The organism is Pseudomonas sp. MONT-RG-20F-20-E-7-02 (genome assembly GCF_022662395.1).
Classification (GTDB): domain Bacteria; phylum Pseudomonadota; class Gammaproteobacteria; order Pseudomonadales; family Pseudomonadaceae; genus Aquipseudomonas.
Map to the genome: position 1 here is coordinate 152,859 of NZ_JAKNQN010000011.1, position 14,294 is coordinate 167,152.

Genomic DNA, 14,294 nt, shown 5'->3' on the forward strand with positions numbered 1-14,294 from the left:
AACGGGCGCCGACGTCGCCAGCGTCAAGCAAGCCCAGCCTTAACTGCCAGGGCTTTGCTTGATGCGCTCCCACGCGGCGGCAACCGCCTCGGCGCTGTCGGCCTTTATCCGTGCGAGATTGCGCGGGTACTCCACACCGGGGTTTTCAGTGAAGCGCGTGGCGGTGAATTGGCCATTGCTGGCGCGCAGGATGTAGCCGCTGTCCAGGCACTGCGCCGAGGCGAGGAACACCACGCCCGGCGTCACCCAGTCCGGCTTGAGTTCATCCGGTTCCTCGGTCACGCCCCACATGCGCGTCTTGGCCACCGGTGAGATCGCGTTGACGCGTATCCCGGCCTCGGCGCCTTCATGGCTCAGCGCGTTCATGATGCCCAGTTGCGCCATCTTGCCGGCGCTGTAGGCCACCAACCCGGTTTGCTCGTATTGCGCGTACATGGCGCGGTCGGAGGTGGTCAGGATGATACGCGGCGCGCTGGATTGCAGCAGGTGCGGCCATGCGTGCTTGCACAACCACAGCGGGGCGTAGAGGTTGATGTCCATGGCGCGCTGCAGGAACGCGGCGTCGAGGTCGGCAATGTTCTGGTAACCGACCCAGCCGGCGTTGTGGATCAGGATGTCGAGCCGGCCGAATGCCTTGATCGCATAGGCGATTAATTTCCGGCAGCCCTCATCCGTGGACAAGTCGCCGCCATGCGCCACCACCGTCAGCCCTTCGGCGCGCAACGCCTCGGCAGCCGCCTGGACCACCGACGCGTCGGTGCCCGCGCCGACCTTGTCGGCGCCGATATCGCTGATCACAACCCGCGCACCCGCAACGGCCAACGCCTTCGCATAACTGAGCCCCAACCCGCGTGCGCCGCCGGTGATAATTGCGGTTTTACCGGTAAAGTCCATGTGCTTGCTCTCCTGTTCAGCCCACCACCCTAACAACCCGTGCAGGCCTTGTTCAATGCTGTAACACTTTGCAAGCAATCCCCATTCACGGCTGTCGAATTATTTCCTGCCCCCAGAAGCCATCTGGTAAAACCCGAGCTTCGCTTTTGTCCTGGAACCTTCATGTCCTCTCGTTTTATGGCTCGCCTGGGCCTGCGCTGGTTTCCCCTGCTGTGCATGGCACTGTTAATCGTCGGCTTGCCGGTGGGTTGCGCCGTGCTGCAACACAAGGAGCGCGAGCTGGTGTTCCGCATCGAGCCGGGCACTGCCGGGTGGTTTACCGGCCTGCCCAAGGCGGTGCAGGAATTCGATATCAAACCCGCCAGCTTCAAGTCGGGGCAGAACCTTCACGGCTGGTGGTACCCGGCAGACAACAAGGATGCGCCGGCGATCCTGTACCTGCACGGCGTGCGCTGGAACCTCACCGGGCAGTTTTTCCGCATTGAGCAATTGCACGCCTTGGGCTTCTCGGTGCTGGCCATCGACTATCGCGGTTTCGGCCAAAGCCACGGCGATTTGCCGTCGGAAACCAGCGTGTATGAAGACGCCCGCATCGCCTGGGAGCGCTTCCAGGTGTTGCAACCCGACCCTGCCAAACGCCTGATCTATGGGCACTCCCTGGGTGGCGCGGTGGCCATCGACCTCGCGGCAGCGTTGAGCAAGCAGACACCCGTGCCGGTACGCGGGCTGGTGATCGAATCCACCTTCACCTCCCTGGGCGATGCGGCCGCTGCGGTGGCCAATACTTCGTTACCGGTGCGTTGGCTGCTGTCGCAGAAATTCGATTCCATCGACAAGATTGCCGACGTGCATATGCCGCTGCTGGTGGTCCATGGGCTGGCCGACCAATACGTGCCGCCGCGCTTCAGCCAGCAATTGTTTGACGCCGCCCAGGAACCCAAGCGGCTGTTGCTGGTGCCTGGCGCCACCCATAACAACAGCATGAACCTGGCCGGGCGCAGTTATGCCCAGGCGCTGGATAACTTGATGCGCGCCAAGGCGCCTGCACAGGTTGTTACGCACTCCACCGGCCGTGATGGCGACTCGTAAAACTGCTTTTCGGCACTGGGTTCGCGCTTGGCTGTCAAGCGCAAACCCTGCCCATACTGGCCCGCGCTGAAAGTTGATCAAATATTAACCGAGGGTTAAATCGCCTTCCCTGCCGGGCCTTCGCAAAGTTATCCACAGAGATACCCACGGTTTTCGTGGACAACTCTTTTTACTTTTTTACGTTTTTTTTGCTCAGTAAACCCCTGTGGGAAAGCTACCCGGCAGCAAAATGTCGCGGTTCACATCGCGTATATCGTTATAGCCACACAGCGCCATCGTCACGTCCAACTCACGGGCGATGATGTCAAGGGCCTTGGTCACACCGGCTTCGCCCTTGGCACCCAAACCGTACAAATGCGGGCGGCCGATCATCGTGCCTTTGGCACCCAGCGCCATCGCCTTGAGCACGTCCTGGCCAGAACGAATGCCGCCGTCGAGCCACACTTCGATCTGCTCGCCCACCGCCTCAACAATCGCCGGCAATTGGCTGATGCTCGACGGCGCGCCATCCAGCTGACGGCCACCGTGGTTGCTCACCACCAACGCATCCGCGCCGGAATTGGCCGCCAGACGCGCATCCTCCACATCAAGGATGCCCTTGATAATCAGCTTGCCGCCCCAGCATTTCTTGATCCATTCCACATCGTCCCAGCTCAGGCGCGGGTCGAATTGCTGGGCGGTCCACGACGACAGCGAACTCATGTCCGCCACGCCTTTGACATGGCCGACGATGTTGCCGAAACCACGGCGCTGGGTGCCGAGCATGCCCATGACCCAGCGCGGCTTGGTGGCCATGTTGAGGATATTCGGTAGGGTCAGTTTGGGCGGCGCCGACAAGCCATTGATCAAGTCCTTGTGGCGTTGGCCGAGAATCTGCAAATCGAGGGTCAGCACCAGCGCATCGACGCCGGCAGCCTTGGCGCGCTCGATCAACTGCTCGATAAACGCGCGGTCGCGCATCACGTACAGCTGGAACCAGAACGGCTGGCCGACGTGTTCGGCGATGTCTTCCAGAGAACAGATGCTCATGGTCGACAAGGTGTAGCGCAGGCCGAACCTGGCAGCGGCACGGGCGGTGAGGATCTCGCCATCGGCGTGTTGCATGCCCGCAAGCCCCGTCGGTGCCAGGGCAACCGGCATGGCCATGTCCTGGCCGATCATGCTGGCGCGAATCGAGCGTTCGTCGATATTGCGCGCCACGCGTTGGCGGAATTGGATGCGGGCAAAGTCACTTTCATTTGCCCGGTAGGTGCTTTCAGTCCAGGAGCCTGAATCGGCGTAGTCGTAGAACATCCTTGGAACACGTTTTTGCGCCAGCTTGCGTAAGTCTTCGATGGTTGTAATCAACGACATCTAGGTCACCTCTCCCTGAACTGAGCCCAGAGAGTAACCGTCCATCGGCCGCGCAACCAGTCATTGCGTTTATATCGCCAGAAGCCTAATCTCGCAAAAACCCGCATAAAGACGCACAAACATGCAAAACACTCATCAACCCATCGACCTGCCCTCCCTACGCAAACAGAAAATCCTGTTGCTGCTGGAGCGCGACGGTAAAGTCACCGCCTCTGAATTGGTCGATCACTTTGCCGTGTCCCAGGACACCATCCGCCGCGACCTCGGCGAACTGGCCGCCGCCGGCCTGTTGCAACGCGTGCACGGCGGCGCCCTGCCCCGGCCCAAAGACACCGGCAAAGACTTCTTCACCCGCGTTGGTGAGACCAACGAGGTCAAGCGCCACCTTGCACGACTGGCGGCTGACCGCGTGGAAGACGGCCAGATCGTGCTGTTCGATTCCGGCTCCACCACGCTGCAGATTGCCCAGTCATTGCCACACTCGATCCGCCTGACCGTGGTCACGCCGTCGCCGATGATTGCCATCGCCCTGGCCGACCATCCCGATGTAAAGGTGATTCTGGCTGGCGGCCAACTTAACCCCGCCACCTTGTCCACCAGCGGCCAGGAAGCTGTGCGCCTGATCCAGAGCATCAAGGCCGACCTGCTGTTTACCGGCGTGTGCGCCTTGCACCCGCAAGTCGGCATCAGCTCGCTGCATTTCGATGAAGTGGCCGTCAAGCAAGCCCTGCTCGACAGCGCCTCCCACGTGGTAGCCGTGACCATGGCGGACAAACTCGGCGCGGTGGAACCCTTCGTGGTGGGCCCGTGCAGTCGCATCCATACGCTGATCACCGAGTGGCATGTGCCGAGTGTCGAGGCGTATGAGCAATTAGGCTTGGAAGTGCTGCGGGTCGAGGTTGAGTAGTGGACTGCGTACTGTTTACTGTGGCAAGCCCGCTCACCACAGAAGGTTGGTCAAAACAGCACCTTGGCCGCATCGCGCATGAAAATCTCGATGGTCTTGGGCCCTACTCCATCGAATTCACCCAGGCGTTTTTCAAACGCCTTGCGGTCGGCGCTGGCGCTGCGGATATGGCTGATCTTACCGCCGTATTCAGCGTTCAACTTGGCACTGAGATCCAGCAGACGCTGGGCCGTGCTTTCGTCGTAACGCACGTAATGCGCACGCCCGAGCATGGTCACCAGTTCGCGCGAGGTGCAGTGCTGCAACTTGCGCGCGGTATCGCGGCCTTGCTCTTCCACAATCACCTTGTAGGCCTGCGCAGCGATGGGCGCCTGAATACGCTTGCCCATCAGGAAGCTGGCGATAAACCACTTGAACAGGCTGCCGTCGTCTTCGGGTGTGAGTTCGATGCCCAATTCAGACGCGGTAATCGACCTGGCCATACTCAGTGGCCCAGCTTGCGCTCGGCCTTGGCCGCCTGCTCATTGATCGCATCGGTCTGGCGTTCGGTGTCTTTGATCGAGGTGGGCGTGAGGACCTTGTCGACGGTTTCGGTCTTCGGGTTCGGGCGTTCCAGGGTCTGGCCCTTGTCGGCTTTTTCAGTGCCTTTCTGGGCGTCTTCCGAGCTGATCGGGGTGGGGGTTTTGTCGGCAGTCACGGCGTTTCTCCAAGCAGTTGAAGGCCCGCGAAAAATGGCGAGCACGTATGCAGCAGAGCCCACTGAAATTCGATAGTTCAAGGAAATTGCCGTGCAGCACCACCGGAGAAAAAAGCGCGAATTAATTTAAACCTTTTGGCGCAGGCCCCGCTCAACAGTCGGGTACGGCATCACGCCACAATCCCCCCTGACCCAAGGAGACACTCGACCATGAGTTCGCAACTCAACGGCAAGAAAATCCTCATCATTACCTCCAACACCGGCATCGAGCGCGATGAGCTGCTCAAGCCGCTGGAAGCGCTGCGTGGTTATGGCGCTACGGTGACGCACGCATCCAGCAAAGGCGGCACCACCCAGACGTTCGTCGGCGACACGGAGAAGGACAAAACCGTGGAATCCGACGCCAAGCTGGCGGACGTGGTGGGCAGCGATTTTGACGCGCTGGTGATTCCCGGCGGCACCGTCAACGCCGATACGTTGCGCCAGGATGCGGCCGCATTGGCCCTGATCAATGACTTCGTCAAGGCCGGTAAAACCATCGCCGCTATCTGCCACGGGCCATGGGCGCTGATCGACGCCGGCGTGATCAAGGGCAAGACCCTGACCTCCTACAAAAGCGTGCGCATCGACCTGGAAAACGCCGGCGCTGCCGGTTGGGTGGATGCCGAGGTCAAGGAATGCCAGGCCAATGGCTGGACATTGATCACCTCGCGTACGCCGGATGACTTGCCGGCGTTCAGCACGGCGATTGCCAAGGTGGTTGCGGGCTAAACCCGCCGCCACAACCAAAACAGGCGCCCAATGGGCGCCTGTTTATCGTCTTGCCTGAACTCAGCTTTTACGTTGATCGGCCATCTCACGTTTTGGCCCGAACAGCGCCCAGACAATCAGCCCGAACAGCGGCACAAAAATCAGAATGATCAGCCACAGCCCCTTGGTCTCCCAGCCACCGGTGCTGCGCAATACAACGTTGATCGCCCACAATTCCAGGATCAGCAGAATGACGGCCAAAATGATCCAGATAGTTTCCAATTGCATAGTTCACCTCCTGAGGTCTATGCATTAGGTCAAGCAGATGGCCCGAGGGTTCCATCCGATTTACACCCGGGCGCTCACGCCCAACGGTTGCAGCTAATCCTGAGCGACCTTCTAGACTCAAGACTGAATCACCTCGCCTGGATTGAATTAAGGAGGTTCAGGATGACCGAGCACGTTATCCACTTTCATTGCCAGATCGACCAGGGCACCACCGAACGCTTTCGCGATTGCTGCCTGGATGCCATCGGCGAAGGCGCCAGCTCCCTGCTGCTGAACCTGTCGACCACCGGTGGCAGCACCAATTTCGGCTTTACCCTCTACACCTTTCTCAAGGCGCTGCCGGTGCCGTTGTGCGCGATCAACGCGGGCAATATCGAATCCATGGGCATCATCATGTTCCTGGCCGCCGACCGCCGTATCACCACGCCACACTCACGGTTTTTGATCCACCCGATGAACTGGTATTTCAGCCAGAGCTCGGTGGACCACCAGCGCCTGCGCGAATACCTGTCGAGCCTGGATAACGACCTGGCGCGTTACGTGAAGATCTACGAGTTGGAGACCACTCAGGCCGAAACCCAGCTGGATATTTTCAAGTGCCTGTCGGCCGAAGAAAAAGTCATCGCCGCCCACGAGTCGCTGGCGTATGGAATCGCCCATGAGGTGCAGCAGGTGGTGTTTGCCGAAGACATCAAGCATTGGAAGGTCAGCGGTGGATAGGTCGCCATTCGTCGCATGCGCACGAAGTTTTTCAAACTTTGATTTCGCTTCGGCATTCCCAATTAAGCGACACCGTTGATTCATTCATTGAAGAGGGATTTTGAAATGGCTACCAGCGGAAAAACCACCACAGGTGCAGGCGGTAAAGCCAAGCCAGACGCAGCCAGGAAAAGCGGCGGCCAGGGCTCCGGCGGCAATTTTGCCAATGACCGTGAAAAGGCTTCCGAAGCCGGCAAAAAAGGCGGAGCCCATAGCTCCGGCGGGGCCGGCAAGAAGTCTTGATGGATGCGTTACCGTGGCCCGGGTTTTCCGGGCTGCGGTTCAAGCAAGGGGATTGAGTCATGAAGACCAGAACTTCCCACAGGATAATGCTTATCGTCGGCTTTTCAGCCCTGCTGGCCAGCCCTGCTTTCGCCGCCTTCGGCGATGCCATCGCGCCGGCAGCCAATTCGCTGAGCGGCAACAGCGCCGCCGGCTCCGCCCTGCCACCGGGCACTTACCCGAGCAGCCCTTCCGACAGCGATAAAAAAGCTGAGACGCCGCCGAAAGAAAAGGCCGCTACCGGCGGCTCGTCGCACAAGCAGCCGGACAGCAACAAGAAGCCTAAAAAGAAGGCAGCGCCCAAGGACAGCTAAGGTCGGAGCGCGGGTCGAACTGCTCCCGCGCCTGGCGAAAGTCAACGTCAGGGCACCGACTGCCAGCCGCTGAAACCACCCTGACGGGTCAGCGGGCTCCAGGCGAAATCGCCTGTACTCGCTGGCAACTGCTGCTGTTCGGCGCCAGCCACGGCGGCGCCTTTCCAGTCAAAAATCCGCGAACCTCGCCAGGCCAGCACCAGCCCGTGCGCCTGGCTGTCATCAGTGTTTATCCAGCACGCTGCCGCGGCTGCCATGAAGGCCTCTATCGGCTCCTCATCGATTTGTGATCGATACGGCGAGCTGAGCAGCCATCGGCAGACGTTCAGGTGATAGGTCCAGTCCTGCGGTGGCTGGTTGCGATAGGCCCAGGTCATGAAGCTGCGAAACAGGTTCAAGCCCTCCGGCGGGTCGAGCTTGAGCAGCGCCGGGCAGATGTCGAACAAGGTGTGCCAATACGGCAACAAACGCGCATCCAGGTGCACGAAGCAGCGGGAATTGCTCGGGTATTCAGGCAGCGGCGGTTCCGCGCGCACGCGGCGGGTCGCCTTGCTGACCAGACGGCTGGCGCCAGCAGGCACTACATGATTCATGAAACGCACTCACAGTCGTGACGATAGAACGCCTCCTGTTCACAGGAGGCCCAAGGCACACGTCAGAATGCGGGGGAAGCGCGGGGGTTGGCCGAGGGCCAGGAGTAACGCGGCGGGGCTTTGTTGCGGCGCTCATGGGCCGGGCGTGGGGTTTGCCCGAGGCCTAAGAGCCAGGCCAGGCCGATGAGGAACACGATGGCCACGGTCACGGCGGCACACACCGGGCAGGCAAAGTAGTTCGAGATGTTGCCGGAAGAGGGGTTTCCCAACCCTTTGTCGGAAAGTGGCGCCTGGCTACCGTCCACCGAACAGAACGCGCCACCGATGCCATTGAGCTGCTGGCCCACCATTTGCCCATGGCCCAAACCGCAGGCGAACAGGTTCATCAGCACGCAAAAGTACAGGGCCCAGGCGATCAGCGAACGGTCGGGGTGGCTCAATTTCATGGCGGCGACTCTACCACCGAAGCCCCAAAGGGATGAAGCACCGCGCGCGCCTGTGGCAGAACGTCGCAGATTACGTGGGCTGGCCTGGGTTGGTAGACTGTGCACCCGCATCATTACTCCTTTTCAAAGCCTGAAATGTTGATCCAGCGCACGGCAGGCGTTTCACAGGATGCACAGTTGATGAGTACGTTATTCACCCGCCGCAAAGTGCTGACCGGTATGGGCCTGTTGGGCCTGGGCAGCCTGCTGGGCGGCTGTGACTACAGCCCCAAGCTGAACTTCAAGTACGGCAAGGACCTCAGTGACAAGATCATGGGCCGCACCTTCAAGCTCAAGAACACCGACGGCGAAACCGTCACCTTGAGCTCGTTCCGTGGCCTGATGCCGGTGGTGTTCTTCGGTTTCACCCAATGCCCGGCCGTGTGCCCCACCACCCTGGCGCGCGCCGCCCAGGCCAAGAAGCTGATGGGCCGCGACGGCGAGATCATGCAAGTGGTGTTCATCACCCTCGACCCCGAACGCGACACACCGGAACTGCTCGACCGCTACGTCAAGGCCTTCGACCCCAGCTTCGAGGCGCTGTACGGCACCCCGGAAGAGATCGCCGTGGCGGCCAAGGAGTTCGGGATCTTTTATGAAAAGATCCCTGCCGGTGACACCTACACCCTGTCGCACACCTCGACCAGTTTCGTCTTCGACACCCGTGGCAACCTGCGCCTGGGCCTGTCGGCTTCCCTTACCGCTAAAGAGTGCGCAGAAGATCTGCTCACCGTCATGGAGGTCTGCTAATGACTGCCGTTCAACACCTCAAGCGCACCCTCATCGGCTTGTCCCTGCTGGGCCTTGCGGCGCACGCCAGCGCCCAGGTGCTGGTCACTGACGCGTGGGTTCGCGCCTCGGTGCCGGGCCAGCCGTCCAGCGGCGCCTTCATGACTGTCACTGCCGACACTGACAGCAAACTGCTCAGCGTGGCGTCGCCGGTGGCCAAGGACGTGCAGATCCATGAAATGAGCATGAAGGACGACGTCATGCGCATGGGCCCGGTGGACTCGGTGGCGCTGCCGGCCGGTAAAGCGGTGAAGCTCGACCCGAACGGTTACCACGTGATGCTGATGGGCCTGACCGGGCAGATCAAGGAAGGCGACCAGGTGCCGCTGACTCTGACGGTGGAAAACGCCAAGGGCGAGAAACAATCGATTGAAGTCAAAGCGCCGGCCCGTGGGCTGGATGGTATGGACCATAGCAATATGCACTGAAGCACTCCCTGTAAGCGGGCTTGTTGTGGCGAGCGGGCTCGCCACAGCCTCCATATCCAAAACCTCTCCTATCAACACTTACTCCATATTTTCAATCTGCAAACAGACCCGATAGCCTGATTTTGACGCGCGCGCTTCACAGCGTGCGGCGGCTCATAATTCCAAAAATAATCGGGTATCCCTGTGAACACATCTCCCCGCGCCCTCAAAAGCCTGCTTCACCTGGCCGTGGCCTTCGCCCTGTTCAACAGCTTCGGCGCCTATGCGGCCAACACCGGCGAGCTTCCCTGCACCACCACCGAACAATGCGCGGCCCAGGCGGCCAAGGTCGGCGCCACGCCGGATAGCTCACAAACCGAGCACAAGGCCAAGGGCGACCCGACCCAAACCCAGTTCGCCTGGCTGAACCGCATCAACAAAGCCTCGATCGTGATGCTCACCGAAGAGGGCATCGTCGCGCCGGCCATGGGCCAGAAGATCGCCGGTGGCGTGCGTTACGCCATCGCCCAGGCCGACCAGCCCGGCGGCACGCGCCCCAGCGATGTGCTGCAACTGGAAAAAATCATGACCGACAAGATCGGCCCTGAAGCCTCATTGATCCACTCCGGCCGCAGCCGCCAGGACATGCTCGCCACTTACCGCCTGGCGGCCCTGCGCAGCCAAGTGCTGGCCTACAGCGAGGCGCTGAATGCCACGCGCCTGCGCTTGCTGAACATCGCCGACAAGAACGTCGACACGCTGGTGCCCGCCTACACCAACGGCGTACAGGCCATGCCAATCAGCTACGCGCATTACCTGTTGGCATTTGAAGCCGCGTTCGACCGCGATGGCCAGCGTATCCGCGAGCTCTACACGCGCCTGAACCAAAGCCCGATGGGCACCGCCGTGCTGGCGAACTCGGCTTACCCGCTGAACCGTGAGCGCCTGGCCGAACTGCTGGGCTTTGATGGCGTGCGCGAAAACTCGCTGGATTCAAGCCAGGTCTCGACCTATGACATTCCCATTGAGGCGGCCAACCTGGCGTCGTCGTCAGCCATTCGCGTCGGCGCGATGATTGGCGACATCCACACCCAGTACCACCAGATTCGCCCGTGGTTGTTGCTCGATGAAGAAGCCACCTACACCAGCAGCGCCATGCCGCAAAAACGTAACCCTGGCCTGCTGATGCGTGCGCGTGAGAGCGCCTCCGACGTGGTCGGCCTGGCCCAGGCCGTGACCCTGCGTGCGCACAACGTCACCACCGGCATGACCGACTACAAGTTTGCCTTCGACTCGCTGGGCGTGTTCCGCTCGACCAAAGAGATGTTCGAGGCCATGGACGCGGTGCTCGACGCCCTGCAGATCAACCCGCAGCGCGCGCTGGAAGAACTCGAATCGGAATGGACCACGTCGATGGAGCTGGCCGACACCCTGGAGCGCCAATACAAGGTGCCATTCCGCATCGGCCACAGCTTTGCCTCGCTGATCGTCACCGAAGCCCGCAGCAACGGCACCACGCCGAAAACCTTCGCCTATGCCGACGCGCAGAAGCTGTATCGCCAGGCGGCGGACAAGTACAAGTGGACGCCGAACACCTTGCCGCTGGATGAAGCGGGCTTTCGCGCGGCCCTGTCGCCGACCACCATGGTACAAACCCGCAAAGGCACCGGCGGCCCGCAGCCGCAGGAGGTCAAGCGCATGCTGGTGGAGGCGCGCAAGACCTTGGAGGGGGATCAGCAGTGGCTGAAAGAGCGGCGTGAGAAGCTCAAGGGCGCCGAGGAAAACCTCGATAAAGCGTTTGACAAACTCAAAGGCTGAAATACGTTCAAAAATGTGGGAGCTGGCTTGCCTGCGATAGCGGTGGGTCAGTCAACACATGCAGGGCTGACGAAAGGCTATCGCAGGCAAGCCAGCTCCCACACTGAACCGGCATTCACTTCAGATCGCCAGCTCCCGCTGCAGCACCTCACGATCAATCAACCGCTGCCACCCGCAAATCGCCAGGCACGCCACGCAATTGCCCAGCACATTGGTCAGCGACCGGCATTTCATCAAACGCTCCACGCCCAGCAGCAACCCCACGCCTTCCAGCGGCACCAGTTGCAGGATGTTCAAGGTCGCGATCAGGGTGAACAACGCCGAGCCCGCCACGCTGGTGGAGCTCAACGAGGTGACCAGGCAAATCAGCAACACCGCAAGCAATTGAGGCAGCGCCAGTTCCACGCCTGCCATATGCGCTAAAAACATAATCGCCGTGGTCAGGTACAGGTTGGTGCCCGCCAGGTTGAAGGTGTAGCCGGTGGTCAGCACCAGTCGCACTAGTTGACGGTCACAGCCCAAGGCTTCAAGTTTATTCACGCAGCCGGGAAGTGCCGCCACGGAAGAACCGGTAAAGGTCACCAACAACAACTCTTCTTTTAAATAAACAATCAGACGCGACAACTTGACCCCTACTAATCGAGTGATCATTGCCATCACCACTAAGACAAATAACCCACACACCAGATAGATCACCAGCACAAACTTCAACAGCGGCAATACCGAACTAACACCGTACTTTCCCACTACAAAGGCCATCGCCCCAAAGGCCGCCAAGGGCGCAAATTTCAAGATAATCCGCAGCAGGTAGAACAGCCCTTGAACGCCCGCTTCCAACCCACCCAGGCAGCGATTGCCGAAAGCGCTGCCGCGCCCCAGCAGCAGCCCGCAGATGAGCGCCGCGAGCATTACTTGCAGCACCAGGCTTTGGGTAAATACGTGATAAAGCGTCGACGACGCCGACAACAGCGACAGTTCGTGCAGCAGGCTTTGCGCGGGTAATGGGGCAACAGGCAACGCACTGTGTTCCAGGTTGAACACCCACCCGGTGGCCATGCCGACCATCAGCGCAGCGCAGGACATCAGTTGGAAATACACAATGATCCGCCGCACCACATGCCGGTGGTTGGGCTCGCGCTTGATACCGGCGACACCGGTGGCGACCAATACAAACAGCAGGAACGGCATTAATAAACCGACTAACTTTATAAAGCCGTCGCTGAGCAGTTTCATTTTAATCGCCAGGTCTGGATACACCAAACCCAAGAACATGCCCAGTGCGATGGCAATTAAAATAGGCAGTGTTCCATGCTTGGCCAATCGGGCTGACATTAACGCTCCTGCCTATTTTTATTTATTGTTATTGTCGTTGCCCGCGGCTTTCGGCATATTGACCGCCTGGCCGCTGCAGGCCGCAAATAATAAAGTCTTGCCACGGGATATACCACCATGGAACTTCGCCATTTACGTTATTTCATCATGGTGGCCGAAGAGCGACACTTCACCCGGGCCGCGGCGCGCCTGAACATGCAGCAACCGCCCCTTAGCCAACAGATTCGCGCCCTTGAACAGGAACTGGGTTTCGACCTGTTCAAACGTCACCCCAAAGGCGTCGACCTGACGGCCGGTGGCATGGTGTTTCTCGACGAAGCCCGCGTGATCCTCGCCCGCGTTGAACACGGCGCCCTCAAGGCCGCCCGCACCGCCCAGGGCATCGAAGGCACGCTGATGATCGGCTTCACCAGCTCCGCGGCGGCTCACCCGCTGATCCCGCGCATTATCCGCGCCTACCGCGAACGCTACCCCGGCGTGGAACTGTCGATCAACGAAGGCAGCGCCCGCGAAGTAACCGAGGACAGCATCGAAAAACGCCTCGACATCGGCATCCTCCGCGCGCCCGTCAGCACGCATCAAAGCCTGACCTTCCACCGCCTGCTCAACGAAGAAATGCTGCTGGCCCTGCCCACCGGCCATCCCTTGCTCAAAGACCCCGCCAGCGCTATCCCACTCACTGCGCTCAAGGACGAACGCTTCATCCTGGTCCGCCGCCCCGGCGCGCCGGGCATGTACGCCAACCTGATCAAGGCCTGCCAGAACGCCGGTTTCGAGCCCAGGATCGCCTTTGAAGTGGAACGCATGCTCACCAACGTCAGCCTGGTGGCGGCCGGCGAAGGCATCTCGGTGGTGCCGGCGTCGATGCGCGATGTACACCGCGAAAGCGTGGTGTACTGCCGGATCAAGGACGCCAGGCCAAAACTGCTGGCGCCGATTACTTTGGTGCGGCGCACGTTCAACCCGTCGTCGCCGCTGCAAAATTTTATTGCCTTGGCGCGGGAATTGGGTGGGGTGTATCGCCGAAGGTGAGGCTCAGCCCACGACAAACAGCTTCGCCTATCAAGGACGCGTACTCATGCAGATCGACCCCGCTTTCATCCTTCACGAGACCGAGCACTGGCGGCTCAACCATCACCTGGCGTCGAAGCTGCCGGGTTACCTGATGCTGGGCGCCAAGACGCCGATCGACTCACTGGCCGATATGCCGGCGGCCGCGCTGGCGGAACTGGGCGGCTTGCTGGCCAACACCCAGCGGGTGATCGAGGCGCAGCTGCGGCCGAAATGGCTGTACATCAGCCGCTATGGGCACATGCCGGGCTACCCGCTGCACTTTCATTTCATCCCGGTGTATGACTGGGTGGAGCGGGCTTTTTGGCAGGATGAGCGTTATCGCCTGCTGCAAAACTTTGGATCGCCGGACCTGGCGCAGACGCTGACAGATGGGGCGGAGTTGACGCTGTTTGTGTGGCGCGAATTTGGTGAGAGTTTGACACCGCCGGCGATTCAGGGGGATTCGGTTGAGCGGGTTATTGAG

Annotated in this window: 18 protein-coding genes and 1 pseudogene; 11 read left to right on the forward strand and 8 right to left on the reverse strand. The window is 60.5% G+C overall.

The genetic code is table 11. The features are described 5' to 3' along the window. Positions 1–39: 39 nt before the first annotated feature. On the reverse strand, positions 40–894 hold the full coding sequence (locus L8I05_RS26235) for an SDR family NAD(P)-dependent oxidoreductase (RefSeq protein ID WP_177015900.1): 855 nt from the start codon (positions 892–894) through the stop codon (positions 40–42). 162 nt (positions 895–1,056) lie between these two features. On the opposite strand from L8I05_RS26235, the gene L8I05_RS26240 reads away from it, so the two are divergent. After that, the gene (locus tag L8I05_RS26240) at positions 1,057–1,983 is read left to right on the forward strand and encodes an alpha/beta hydrolase (protein WP_159955576.1); all 927 of its coding nucleotides are present in this window, start codon (positions 1,057–1,059) and stop codon (positions 1,981–1,983) included. A gap of 192 nt (positions 1,984–2,175) precedes the next feature. Here the strand turns inward: L8I05_RS26240 and L8I05_RS26245 are convergent, their stop codons facing one another. After that, positions 2,176–3,336: an alpha-hydroxy acid oxidase gene (locus L8I05_RS26245; RefSeq protein ID WP_242174300.1), complete on the reverse strand. Its 1,161-nt coding sequence runs from the start codon at positions 3,334–3,336 to the stop codon at positions 2,176–2,178. A 121-nt stretch (positions 3,337–3,457) separates the two neighbouring features. On the opposite strand from L8I05_RS26245, the gene L8I05_RS26250 reads away from it, so the two are divergent. Next, a complete protein-coding gene (locus L8I05_RS26250) occupies positions 3,458–4,243 on the forward strand; it encodes a DeoR/GlpR family DNA-binding transcription regulator (protein ID WP_242174303.1) in 786 nt (261 codons plus the stop codon). Positions 4,244–4,293: 50 nt separating this feature from the next. Here the strand turns inward: L8I05_RS26250 and L8I05_RS26255 are convergent, their stop codons facing one another. Both L8I05_RS26255 and L8I05_RS26260 read right to left on the reverse strand, forming a co-directional pair. Beyond that, on the reverse strand, positions 4,294–4,725 hold the full coding sequence (locus tag L8I05_RS26255) for a DNA methylase (protein WP_242174306.1): 432 nt from the start codon (positions 4,723–4,725) through the stop codon (positions 4,294–4,296). A gap of 2 nt (positions 4,726–4,727) precedes the next feature. Next, entirely contained in the window at positions 4,728–4,940 is a 213-nt protein-coding gene (locus L8I05_RS26260) for a hypothetical protein (protein WP_159955569.1), read from the reverse strand. Between the two features lie 210 nt (positions 4,941–5,150). On the opposite strand from L8I05_RS26260, the gene L8I05_RS26265 reads away from it, so the two are divergent. Next, positions 5,151–5,711, forward strand: coding sequence for a type 1 glutamine amidotransferase domain-containing protein (locus L8I05_RS26265; RefSeq protein ID WP_242174309.1), 561 nt, complete (start codon positions 5,151–5,153; stop codon positions 5,709–5,711). Between the two features lie 60 nt (positions 5,712–5,771). Here the strand turns inward: L8I05_RS26265 and L8I05_RS26270 are convergent, their stop codons facing one another. Further along, complete coding sequence (locus L8I05_RS26270) at positions 5,772–5,978, reverse strand: PLD nuclease N-terminal domain-containing protein (RefSeq protein WP_159955563.1); 207 nt, start codon at positions 5,976–5,978, stop codon at positions 5,772–5,774. 162 nt (positions 5,979–6,140) lie between these two features. Here L8I05_RS26270 and L8I05_RS26275 point away from each other — a divergent pair, with 162 nt between their 5' ends. The 3 genes and pseudogenes from L8I05_RS26275 (at position 6,141) to L8I05_RS26285 (ending at position 7,333) form a co-directional block, all read left to right on the forward strand. Beyond that, entirely contained in the window at positions 6,141–6,698 is a 558-nt protein-coding gene (locus L8I05_RS26275; protein ID WP_159955561.1) for an ATP-dependent Clp protease proteolytic subunit, read from the forward strand. Positions 6,699–6,866: 168 nt separating this feature from the next. Further along, a pseudogene (locus tag L8I05_RS26280) lies at positions 6,867–6,980 on the forward strand (KGG domain-containing protein); the annotation flags it as partial. Between the two features lie 59 nt (positions 6,981–7,039). Then, positions 7,040–7,333, forward strand: coding sequence for a hypothetical protein (locus L8I05_RS26285; RefSeq protein WP_242174312.1), 294 nt, complete (start codon positions 7,040–7,042; stop codon positions 7,331–7,333). Between the two features lie 47 nt (positions 7,334–7,380). On the opposite strand, the gene L8I05_RS26290 is transcribed toward L8I05_RS26285, so the two are convergent. Next, positions 7,381–7,926, reverse strand: coding sequence for a putative natural product biosynthesis protein (locus tag L8I05_RS26290; RefSeq protein WP_242174315.1), 546 nt, complete (start codon positions 7,924–7,926; stop codon positions 7,381–7,383). A 62-nt stretch (positions 7,927–7,988) separates the two neighbouring features. Further along, positions 7,989–8,372: a DUF2946 domain-containing protein gene (locus L8I05_RS26295; RefSeq protein ID WP_242174319.1), complete on the reverse strand. Its 384-nt coding sequence runs from the start codon at positions 8,370–8,372 to the stop codon at positions 7,989–7,991. Positions 8,373–8,552: 180 nt separating this feature from the next. Here L8I05_RS26295 and L8I05_RS26300 point away from each other — a divergent pair, with 180 nt between their 5' ends. The 3 genes from L8I05_RS26300 (at position 8,553) to L8I05_RS26310 (ending at position 11,425) form a co-directional block, all read left to right on the forward strand. Continuing rightward, positions 8,553–9,161 carry an SCO family protein gene (locus L8I05_RS26300; protein ID WP_053255622.1) on the forward strand — a complete coding sequence of 203 codons (609 nt, stop codon included), beginning with the start codon at positions 8,553–8,555 and terminating at the stop codon, positions 9,159–9,161. After that, on the forward strand, positions 9,161–9,628 hold the full coding sequence (locus L8I05_RS26305; RefSeq protein WP_242174334.1) for a copper chaperone PCu(A)C: 468 nt from the start codon (positions 9,161–9,163) through the stop codon (positions 9,626–9,628). Before L8I05_RS26300 ends, L8I05_RS26305 begins: the two co-directional genes overlap by 1 nt. 183 nt (positions 9,629–9,811) lie before the next feature. Continuing rightward, on the forward strand, positions 9,812–11,425 hold the full coding sequence (locus tag L8I05_RS26310) for an argininosuccinate lyase (RefSeq protein ID WP_242174352.1): 1,614 nt from the start codon (positions 9,812–9,814) through the stop codon (positions 11,423–11,425). A gap of 120 nt (positions 11,426–11,545) precedes the next feature. Here the strand turns inward: L8I05_RS26310 and L8I05_RS26315 are convergent, their stop codons facing one another. Continuing rightward, positions 11,546–12,757: a cation:dicarboxylase symporter family transporter gene (locus tag L8I05_RS26315; RefSeq protein ID WP_242174355.1), complete on the reverse strand. Its 1,212-nt coding sequence runs from the start codon at positions 12,755–12,757 to the stop codon at positions 11,546–11,548. Between the two features lie 117 nt (positions 12,758–12,874). Between L8I05_RS26315 and L8I05_RS26320 the strand changes: the two genes are divergently transcribed. Continuing rightward, positions 12,875–13,789: a LysR substrate-binding domain-containing protein gene (locus tag L8I05_RS26320; protein WP_242174358.1), complete on the forward strand. Its 915-nt coding sequence runs from the start codon at positions 12,875–12,877 to the stop codon at positions 13,787–13,789. Between the two features lie 46 nt (positions 13,790–13,835). After that, positions 13,836–14,294: HIT family protein (locus L8I05_RS26325; protein ID WP_242174361.1), on the forward strand; the 459-nt coding region annotated here is incomplete at its 3' end.

Coding starts and splice junctions, on each gene's coding strand:
- L8I05_RS26235 (WP_177015900.1), bottom strand. CDS start 894: ATGGACTTTACCGGTAAAACCGCAATTATCACCGGCGGCGCACGCGGG.
- L8I05_RS26240 (WP_159955576.1), top strand. CDS start 1,057: ATGTCCTCTCGTTTTATGGCTCGCCTGGGCCTGCGCTGGTTTCCCCTG.
- L8I05_RS26245 (WP_242174300.1), bottom strand. CDS start 3,336: ATGTCGTTGATTACAACCATCGAAGACTTACGCAAGCTGGCGCAAAAA.
- L8I05_RS26250 (WP_242174303.1), top strand. CDS start 3,458: ATGCAAAACACTCATCAACCCATCGACCTGCCCTCCCTACGCAAACAG.
- L8I05_RS26255 (WP_242174306.1), bottom strand. CDS start 4,725: ATGGCCAGGTCGATTACCGCGTCTGAATTGGGCATCGAACTCACACCC.
- L8I05_RS26265 (WP_242174309.1), top strand. CDS start 5,151: ATGAGTTCGCAACTCAACGGCAAGAAAATCCTCATCATTACCTCCAAC.
- L8I05_RS26270 (WP_159955563.1), bottom strand. CDS start 5,978: ATGCAATTGGAAACTATCTGGATCATTTTGGCCGTCATTCTGCTGATC.
- L8I05_RS26275 (WP_159955561.1), top strand. CDS start 6,141: ATGACCGAGCACGTTATCCACTTTCATTGCCAGATCGACCAGGGCACC.
- L8I05_RS26285 (WP_242174312.1), top strand. CDS start 7,040: ATGAAGACCAGAACTTCCCACAGGATAATGCTTATCGTCGGCTTTTCA.
- L8I05_RS26290 (WP_242174315.1), bottom strand. CDS start 7,926: ATGAATCATGTAGTGCCTGCTGGCGCCAGCCGTCTGGTCAGCAAGGCG.
- L8I05_RS26295 (WP_242174319.1), bottom strand. CDS start 8,372: ATGAAATTGAGCCACCCCGACCGTTCGCTGATCGCCTGGGCCCTGTAC.
- L8I05_RS26300 (WP_053255622.1), top strand. CDS start 8,553: ATGAGTACGTTATTCACCCGCCGCAAAGTGCTGACCGGTATGGGCCTG.
- L8I05_RS26305 (WP_242174334.1), top strand. CDS start 9,161: ATGACTGCCGTTCAACACCTCAAGCGCACCCTCATCGGCTTGTCCCTG.
- L8I05_RS26315 (WP_242174355.1), bottom strand. CDS start 12,757: ATGTCAGCCCGATTGGCCAAGCATGGAACACTGCCTATTTTAATTGCC.
- L8I05_RS26320 (WP_242174358.1), top strand. CDS start 12,875: ATGGAACTTCGCCATTTACGTTATTTCATCATGGTGGCCGAAGAGCGA.